Below are 7,398 nucleotides of genomic sequence, written 5' to 3'. Positions count from 1 at the left end.
TGTTTTCCCCCCCCCCAGCGCCCCCTTGGGCTGGGGCTACCCCCACCACACCCCAACCCCCCCCCCCGGCCCCGCCCCCGCGCGCGCCGGGGTATTCGACGGGCCCGTCGACACCGCCGAGCTGCATGCCCCGTTCACCTCCCAGGAGGTCGTGCTCCGCAACGCCCTGCGGCTCGACGACACCACCCGGGTCAACCCGTCCGGCGGCGCACTCGCCGCCAACCCGATCATGGCCGCGGGCCTCATCCGGCTCGGTGAAGCCGCCGCCGCCATCCACCGGGGCGAATCCGACCGGGCCATCGGGCACGCCACCTCCGGCCCCTGCCTCCAGCAGAACCTGGTCGCCGTCCTCGAAGGAGAGGCCGTATGAGCCGCACATCCGCCAAGGAACCCGTGGCCGTCGTCGGCGTGGGCCAGACCAAGCACGTCGCGGCCCGGCACGACGTCTCGCTGGCCGGCCTCGTGCGCGAGGCCGCCCGGCATGCGCTGGATGACGCCGAGTTGGACTGGGCGGACATCGACGCCGTCGTCATCGGCAAGGCCCCCGACTTTTTCGAGGGCGTGATGATGCCCGAGCTGTATCTCGCCGACGCGCTCGGCGCCGTGGGCAAACCCATGATGCGGGTCCACACGGCGGGCTCGGTGGGCGGCTCCACCGCCCTCGTCGCCGCCAACCTCGTCGCGGCCCGCGTCCACCGCACCGTGCTCACCCTCGCGTTCGAGAAGCAGTCCGAGTCCAACGCCATGTGGGGCCTCTCGCTGCCCATCCCGTTCCAGCAGCCGCTGCTCGCGGGCGCCGGCGGCTTCTTCGCCCCGCATGTGCGCGCGTACATGCGGCGCACCGGGGCGCCCGACACGGTCGGCTCCCTCGTCGCGTACAAGGACCGCCGCAACGCCCTCAAGAACCCATACGCACATCTGCACGAGCACGGCATCACCCTGGAGAAGGTGCAGTCGTCGCCGATGCTGTGGGACCCCATCCGCTACTCGGAGACCTGCCCCTCGTCCGACGGTGCCTGCGCCATGGTCCTCACCGACCGCACAGGCGCGGCCCGTTCACCCCGCCCGCCCGCCTGGCTGCACGGCGGTGCCATGCGCAGTGAACCGACCCTCTTCGCGGGCAAGGACTTCGTGTCCCCGCAGGCGGGCAAGGACTGCGCCGCCGATGTCTACCGGCAGGCCCATATCGCGGATCCGCGCCGGGAGATCGACGCCGTCGAGATGTACGTGCCGTTCTCCTGGTACGAGCCCATGTGGCTGGAGAACCTGGGCTTCGCGGCGGAGGGAGAGGGCTGGAAGCTCACCGAGTCAGGGGTCACCGAACTCGACGGGGACCTGCCGGTCAACCCCTCGGGCGGAGTGCTGTCCACCAATCCCATCGGCGCCTCCGGCATGATCCGCTTCGCCGAAGCAGCCCTCCAGGTACGCGGCCAGGCGGGTGAACACCAGGTCGACGGCGCCCGCAAGGCCTTGGGCCATGCCTATGGCGGGGGCTCGCAGTTCTTCGCGATGTGGCTGGTCGGCGCGGAGCCCCCGGCGCACTGACCGTCCCTGACGTTGTCCGGGCAGGATCCAGCGGCGCGGTATTCGGACAGCGGCGGCACGGGACATTCCGCCGCCGTCCGTGGCCTGTCCGTGACCGGCGGCGATCGCTAGTCTGAGCGCGGACGACGAACCGGGAGGAGTACGCACGTGGCCGACACCATCACCACGGAGCAGCCGCTTTCGGGCTGGCACAAGCCGGACCTCGACCTCAGCCAAGCCGACTGGCAGTCGGGTACCCAGGGCGCGGGGGACGTCCAGATCGCCTTTGTGGAAGGGTTCATCGCGATGCGCAACAGCGGCAGACCCGAGGCTCCTTCGCTGATCTTCACTCCCGCCGAATGGCGCGCATTCGTCCTCAACGCCCGTGAGGGCGAGTTTGACCTCACCTGATGAGATGGGCGTGGGCTCACCGCGGCCCACGCCCGCCCCCCTCACACACCCGCCTGCGCCGGAGTCACGCTGACACGACGGGGGCCTGGCTCATGGCCCTCACGCCCCATCCACCGGGTGAGCTCAGGCCCGGCCCCGGAACCGCGGACCGGTTCCTCACGGGCTGTCCGCAAGGGCCCTCAGGCCGCTGTCGCCGGCACCACCCCCTTCGGCGACGACGGCGGCACCACCGCACCGGGGGATGTCCACGGCTGTGCGGCGCGCTGTCCGGACACCGCCGAGCGCACCTTCGGCGAAGCCGGTGGCCCGCCGGGTGATGCGGTGCGCACCGTCACGCTCACGGACATCGAGGGCCTGCGGGGGCCGCGCGGGCGCATGGCGAGTGATCAGCCGCCGGACGCACTGCCTGCGCCTTTGGCGAGGTGCCCGGCTTCACCGCCCCCGCCCGGCCGGTCGGAGCGGAGATCGACGCGATCGCGGGCCGAGGCCCGGGGGCCGGTCACCGCACCGTACCCGGATCGCCGCACCAAGCCGCCGGACACGTACCATGGCCGCATGTCCTTCCTCCGCCGCCGCAGCGCCGCCCACCCCGCGGGCCCTGACTTCGACGTCCTGGCCATGGACCCGGGGGACTGGCCCGGCAACCTCGGCGCGGGCCTGCTCCCCGCGCCCGACGGCAGCTGCCAGGGCGTGTTCCTGCGCTACGACCTGTTCGGCGGCCGGGGCCCGGCGATGATCATCGGCAATCTGCCCGAGGGCTCACCCGCCCGGGAGGTCGCCGAGGGCCAGATCCCGTTCGAGGTCGCCCAACTGCTCGTGGCGCTGGAGAACGACGAAGAGGTCACCGTCACCGGCACCGAGGACGTCCCTGTGATGCAGGGCGACAACCTCCTGATCGTCCGCCGGATCAAACTCTCCGAGACGCGTATCTCCTGCGTCCAGTTCGACCGCAGCGACAACGTCCTGGTCACCATCGCCAGCTGGGACCGGCCGATCACCGACGACCTCTACGCACTGCTCAAGCCGTTGCCGGCGGAGCTCTTCCAGCAGGGGTGACCGGGGCGCCACCTCGATGACGCCTTCCGCGGGCCCGCCGTGACCACCATCACGACGGGCCCGCGGACGTTTGCCCGGTGCTCCCGACATCGCCCTGCCTGCTACGCCGGGACCGCCCCCGTCGCCACCCCGCCGCCAGGCTGCCGCAGCGCCGCGACGATCCCGGCCGCCGACATTCCGACCGCCGTCGGCCCACCCGTCCGCAGCGGCGAGCCGGCGCCGTGCGGCAGATCCTGTTCCGCGTACCGCCGCACATGGCGGTGCCAGTGCAGGATCCCGGCGAGCCAGTCCTCCAGCTCCCGCACATAGACGTCCAGCGCCGCCCTGCCCCGCTCGTCAAGCCCCAAATGGGCGCAGAGCACCGGTAGTTCGTGCTCCTTCAGATGCAGAAACTGCCGCAGCCGGGAACGCATCAGATCGTCCGTGATACGCACGGCCGATGGGTAGTCGCAGCCGAAGAAGGACTGCACCACCAGCACGGCGTTGTGCACCTCGCCCTCGACCTCGATCTCCTTCTGGTACGAGAACAGATCGTTCAGCAGCGTGGCGTAGTCCATCGCCGAATGTTCAAGGCCCCGTACCGTGCCGCTCTGGTACACCTCGGGGGGCAGCTCCCCTTCGTGCCGCAGGCGGCACAGCAGCATCGTCAGATCGCTGCCGAAGGTCTGCCGGCGCATCTCGACGTAGTCCACCGGGTCGGGCACCCGGTGCTGCGCCTGGTTGTGGAGCTCCCACAGCCAGCTCTCCAGCATCACCTCGATCGACCCGTGCAGTGCCGTCCGTCCTCCGGGCCCCATCGGCCCCGCGGTGCGCGCCCACAGATCCGCGAGACCCCGTTCCATCGGGCTCATCGCCATCGCCGCACCCGCGGCCGGATCATCGAGGGGCAGACAGGCCAGTAGCCGCTCGTGGCACGCCTTCGCCTCGACAAGCCTGCGCGGACGCCCGAACACCAGCGGGTAGTAGTCGTCAGCGTATGTCCCCCAGGTCAGCCACTCGGCGCTCAGCTCCAGCTCATCGGCGGTCGCATCAGGATCGAGTCCCGCAGAGCACAGCGCGAAGTCGAACCCGGTGAGCATCGGCTCGTCCCAGATATCGTCCAGCAGCCCCATCCGGTCCGCCCACGCGATGGACTTGGCGCGGGCGTCATCGAGGTGCGGACTGAGCGTCAGCGGGAACGGCAGCTCGAAGTCGGGCAGCAGTGACGGACCGGTCCGCTGGTGCGGGACATGGGTGAGACCGCGCAGCCGGGCCGCCGCAGGCCGCCCGAAGAGCGTGCTGATGTCGAGGGCCGAGGTACCCAGCACCCCGCCGAACAGTGAAGGGCCGGTCCGTACCTCCTTGTTCATATAGCGGCTCGACCGCATATGCCACTCGTGGCCGCCCGACTGCCAGTCCTGCAAGCCCTTCGTATACGCCGCGACCGCCGCGCACTCGGCCCGATCGAGACCGAACTCGACACACATCGCCGGCACTTCCGTCAGCGCAGTGTTCTCGAACTGCTGCAACCGCGAGGTCAGCAGGTCGTTGACGGATTCGGCCGCCTCCTGGGTCGTGCACCCCAGGAACGTCTCCAGCACCAGCACGCCGTTGCTCAGCTCGCCCTCGTCCTCCACCTCGCGCTGGTAGGAGAACAGGTCGTTGCGCAGATGCACCGCGTCGGCGAATGTCTCGGTCAGCACCCTGATCGGCCGCGAACCCGCCACCCGCGCGGGCACCTCGGCACCCGCCGCGTACTCGACAAGTCCCGCCGACCAGGGCGCGCCCCCGACCTTGCGGCGCATCTCCACGTACTCGACGGGATTGGACACTCGTCCCTCGTTGATGTTGTCGAGCTCCCAGATCGACTCGTTGAGCAGATACTCGGTCGCGAGGGCGAACCTGGCCCGCCAGGCGGGCGACATGCTCGGCACGGTCCGCGCCCACAGATCGGCGAGGCCCGCCTCCACCTGGTTGGTCGGCTCGGGGGTGCCCCGCGCCGGATCAAGCGGCATGAATGCCGGCAGCCGCTCCAGATAGGCCCTGCCGCCCGCCAGGTCCCCGGTGCGCTTGAACACCTCGAGGAAGTGGTCGTCGAAGAAGAACACCCACACATACCAGTCCGTCACCAGGGACAGCGCCTCCGCCGAACAGTCCGGGTGGGTGTACGCGCACAGCAGCGCGTAGTCATGTGCCTCGAGGTCCTCCCGCACCCAGACTCCGGACCCTTCCAGCATGCCCATCCGGCGCGCCCATTCCCGGGTGTGCTCCCGCGCCACATCGACATGGGGGTTGAGCCGGGCCGGATATGGAACGTAGAAATCCGGCAGTTCGAAGGGCTGTGCCATGCGTGCCCGGGCCTTTCGGTGAGCGTCCGCGCGTGTGCCGCACGAACCGGTCGCGTACGGGCCAGGCCTACCCGTCGCCCATCCGGCCCACGCGAGGGACCTGATCACTCATCCGAATGAAACCGCAGCGCAGCACCGCGCCCGCCCCGGGTCTGAGCACGGACTAGGGCGTCAGACGGCACCTGATACGGCACCTCATGCGATGTGCTTCGGCAGGCGCAGACTCAGCAGGACCGTGAGCACGACCCCCGCGAGCTGCACCAGCAGGGTCGTCACCAGGGCGTTCCGCATGCCCAGCATCGGCACCAGGCCCAGGAACAGCGAGCCGAGCGTGGCCACGCCCAGCGCCAGTGACGACTGCTGGGCCGTCACCATGACACCGCTGCCCACCCCGGCACGCTCCGCGGGGACCTCCGAGAGCACGATCCGGAACAGGACCGGAAGTTGAAGCGCCTGCCCCGCGCCCGCCAACGCCGCGCCCGGCAGCAGCGACACGGCATCGAGCCCTGGCCAGTCCCGCCAGACCGCCATCCCGATCAGGCCGAGGCCCACGGCCTGCACCAGACCGCCCGCGCTCACCACCCGCGCACCGAACCGTCCCACCAGCCGCGGGCCCGCCAGCGAGACCGCCAGGAAGGCCACCGCCATCGGCGCCAGGGCCAGCCCCGCGGACACCGGGGCGAGCCGCGCACCCTGCTGGAGTGCCACCGTGATCACGAACATGAAACCGCTGAAGCCGATCGAGAACGGCACGATGATCAGCAGCCCTCGCCGCAGCGACACCAGCCGGAACAGACTCGGCGGCACCAGCGGCGTACGGCCCTGCCGGTCGGAGCGTAGTTCGACCCGGTAGAACGCGTACGCAGAGACTGGGGAGAGCGCCAGTACGAGCCAGGTCCACAGAGGCCAGCCGGCCGCCCGCTCTTCGGTCAGCGGCACCAGCAGGGTCACCAGCGCCGCCGCCAGCAGCAGCGTGCCCGGGACATCGACTGGCTCGGGACGCTGGGCACGGGTCTCCGGCACGGTCCGCGCCGCCAGGAAGAGACCGATCACCACGGCGGGCACATTCACCAGGAACACCGCGCGCCAGCCGGTGCCCGCGAAGTCCCAGGCCACCAGGAGGCCGCCCAGTATCTGCCCGGCCACCATGGAAAGCCCGGCCATCGCGCCGTACAGGCTCATGGCGCGGGCGCGTCGGGGCCCCGCGGTGGCAGCCTGGATGGTGGCGAGCACCTGCGGCAGCATCATCGCCGACGCCGCGCCCTGGGCTACCCGTGCCGCGACCAGCGTCCAGGCGTCAGGGGCGAGCCCGCAGGCCAGCGAGGTGAGGCCGAAGGCCACCATGCCGCCGATGAACAGATCCCGCGCCGCGCACGGTCTGCCCCTCCATCACCCCGGCCCTGGTCGCGGTACTGGAGCAGCTGGATCCGATCCCGGCATGCGTCCAGAACGGCAGGTACGACATCCTCGCGTACAACCGCACCTACGGGCGGCTGCTGTGCGACATGGACACGGTTCCGCCGGAAGACCGCAACTGCCTGCTCCTGATCCACACGAACCAGCAGTGGCGTTCGTCGATGGTTCTGTGGGAGGAGACCTCGCGGATGATGACCGCCAAGTTCCGCGCCGCGATGGCTGAACATCTGGCCGAGCCCGCCTGGAAGGTGCTGCTGAGACGACTCCAGGCCGCATCGCCCGAATTCAGCGAGACCTGGGAGCGCCATGAAGTGGTGAGCAGTGCACATGGCAAGCGCAAACAGATCAACAACGCCTATGTCGGTCTGCTGACGCTCGACCACACCGATCTCTGGCTCGGTCCGGAGAACGGTGCCCGACTGCTCACGTACACGCCGTCCGACCAGGAGTCCCGAGAACGCTTCGAGCGACTCCAGGCGTTGGCCGCCGGCGGCGAACGGCTGACGCGCGGTCACGTCCGCGCGCGTCCTGTCAGGAAGCAGCACCCGACAGAGTGCTGGGGGGGGGGGCCGCGGGGGGGGGGGGCGGGGGCCGCGTGCCCCCCCCCCCCCGTCGCGCGCGGGGAGGCGGGCCGCGCCGCCGGGCGCCCCGCGCCCCGCCCGGC

The 7,398-nt window shown here is 70.7% G+C and carries 4 protein-coding genes and 3 pseudogenes; 5 read left to right on the top strand and 2 right to left on the bottom strand.

All coding sequences use genetic code 11. The features are described from left to right. From ACFWI9_RS21465 to ACFWI9_RS21450, 4 genes and pseudogenes are all read left to right on the top strand, one after another. Positions 1–370, top strand: a pseudogene (locus ACFWI9_RS21465) (lipid-transfer protein); the annotation flags it as partial. Next, positions 367–1,545 (top strand): thiolase domain-containing protein, encoded by a 1,179-nt coding sequence (locus ACFWI9_RS21460; protein WP_387164230.1) that lies wholly within the window; start codon positions 367–369, stop codon positions 1,543–1,545. The pseudogene ACFWI9_RS21465 and the gene ACFWI9_RS21460, both read left to right, overlap by 4 nt. Before the next feature lie 147 nt (positions 1,546–1,692). Continuing rightward, positions 1,693–1,935, top strand: coding sequence for a DUF397 domain-containing protein (locus ACFWI9_RS21455; RefSeq protein WP_387164228.1), 243 nt, complete (start codon positions 1,693–1,695; stop codon positions 1,933–1,935). A gap of 555 nt (positions 1,936–2,490) precedes the next feature. Further along, complete coding sequence (locus ACFWI9_RS21450; protein ID WP_387164226.1) at positions 2,491–2,991, top strand: hypothetical protein; 501 nt, start codon at positions 2,491–2,493, stop codon at positions 2,989–2,991. 101 nt (positions 2,992–3,092) lie between these two features. Here ACFWI9_RS21450 and ACFWI9_RS21445 read toward each other — a convergent pair whose 3' ends face one another. After that, complete coding sequence (locus ACFWI9_RS21445) at positions 3,093–5,318, bottom strand: germacradienol/geosmin synthase (protein WP_387164225.1); 2,226 nt, start codon at positions 5,316–5,318, stop codon at positions 3,093–3,095. Positions 5,319–5,513: 195 nt separating this feature from the next. Then, positions 5,514–6,683, bottom strand: a pseudogene (locus ACFWI9_RS21440) (MFS transporter); the annotation flags it as partial. On the opposite strand from ACFWI9_RS21440, the pseudogene ACFWI9_RS21435 reads away from it, so the two are divergent. Next, a pseudogene (locus tag ACFWI9_RS21435) lies at positions 6,677–7,231 on the top strand (XRE family transcriptional regulator); the annotation flags it as partial. The pseudogenes ACFWI9_RS21440 and ACFWI9_RS21435 sit on opposite strands and share 7 nt — an antisense overlap. Between the last annotated feature and the right edge of the window lie 167 nt (positions 7,232–7,398).

Origin of the sequence: Streptomyces sp. NPDC127084, from assembly GCF_042724175.1 — a bacterium.
In the GTDB taxonomy this organism is placed as follows: Bacteria; Actinomycetota; Actinomycetes; order Streptomycetales; family Streptomycetaceae; genus Streptomyces.
This window is presented reverse-complemented; position numbering and strand designations above follow the sequence as displayed.

Bases quoted from the DNA above. Each gene is read 5' to 3' on its own strand.
- ACFWI9_RS21445 (WP_387164225.1), bottom strand. From the start codon at position 5,318: ATGGCACAGCCCTTCGAACTGCCGGATTTCTACGTTCCATATCCGGCC.
- ACFWI9_RS21450 (WP_387164226.1), top strand. From the start codon at position 2,491: ATGTCCTTCCTCCGCCGCCGCAGCGCCGCCCACCCCGCGGGCCCTGAC.
- ACFWI9_RS21460 (WP_387164230.1), top strand. From the start codon at position 367: ATGAGCCGCACATCCGCCAAGGAACCCGTGGCCGTCGTCGGCGTGGGC.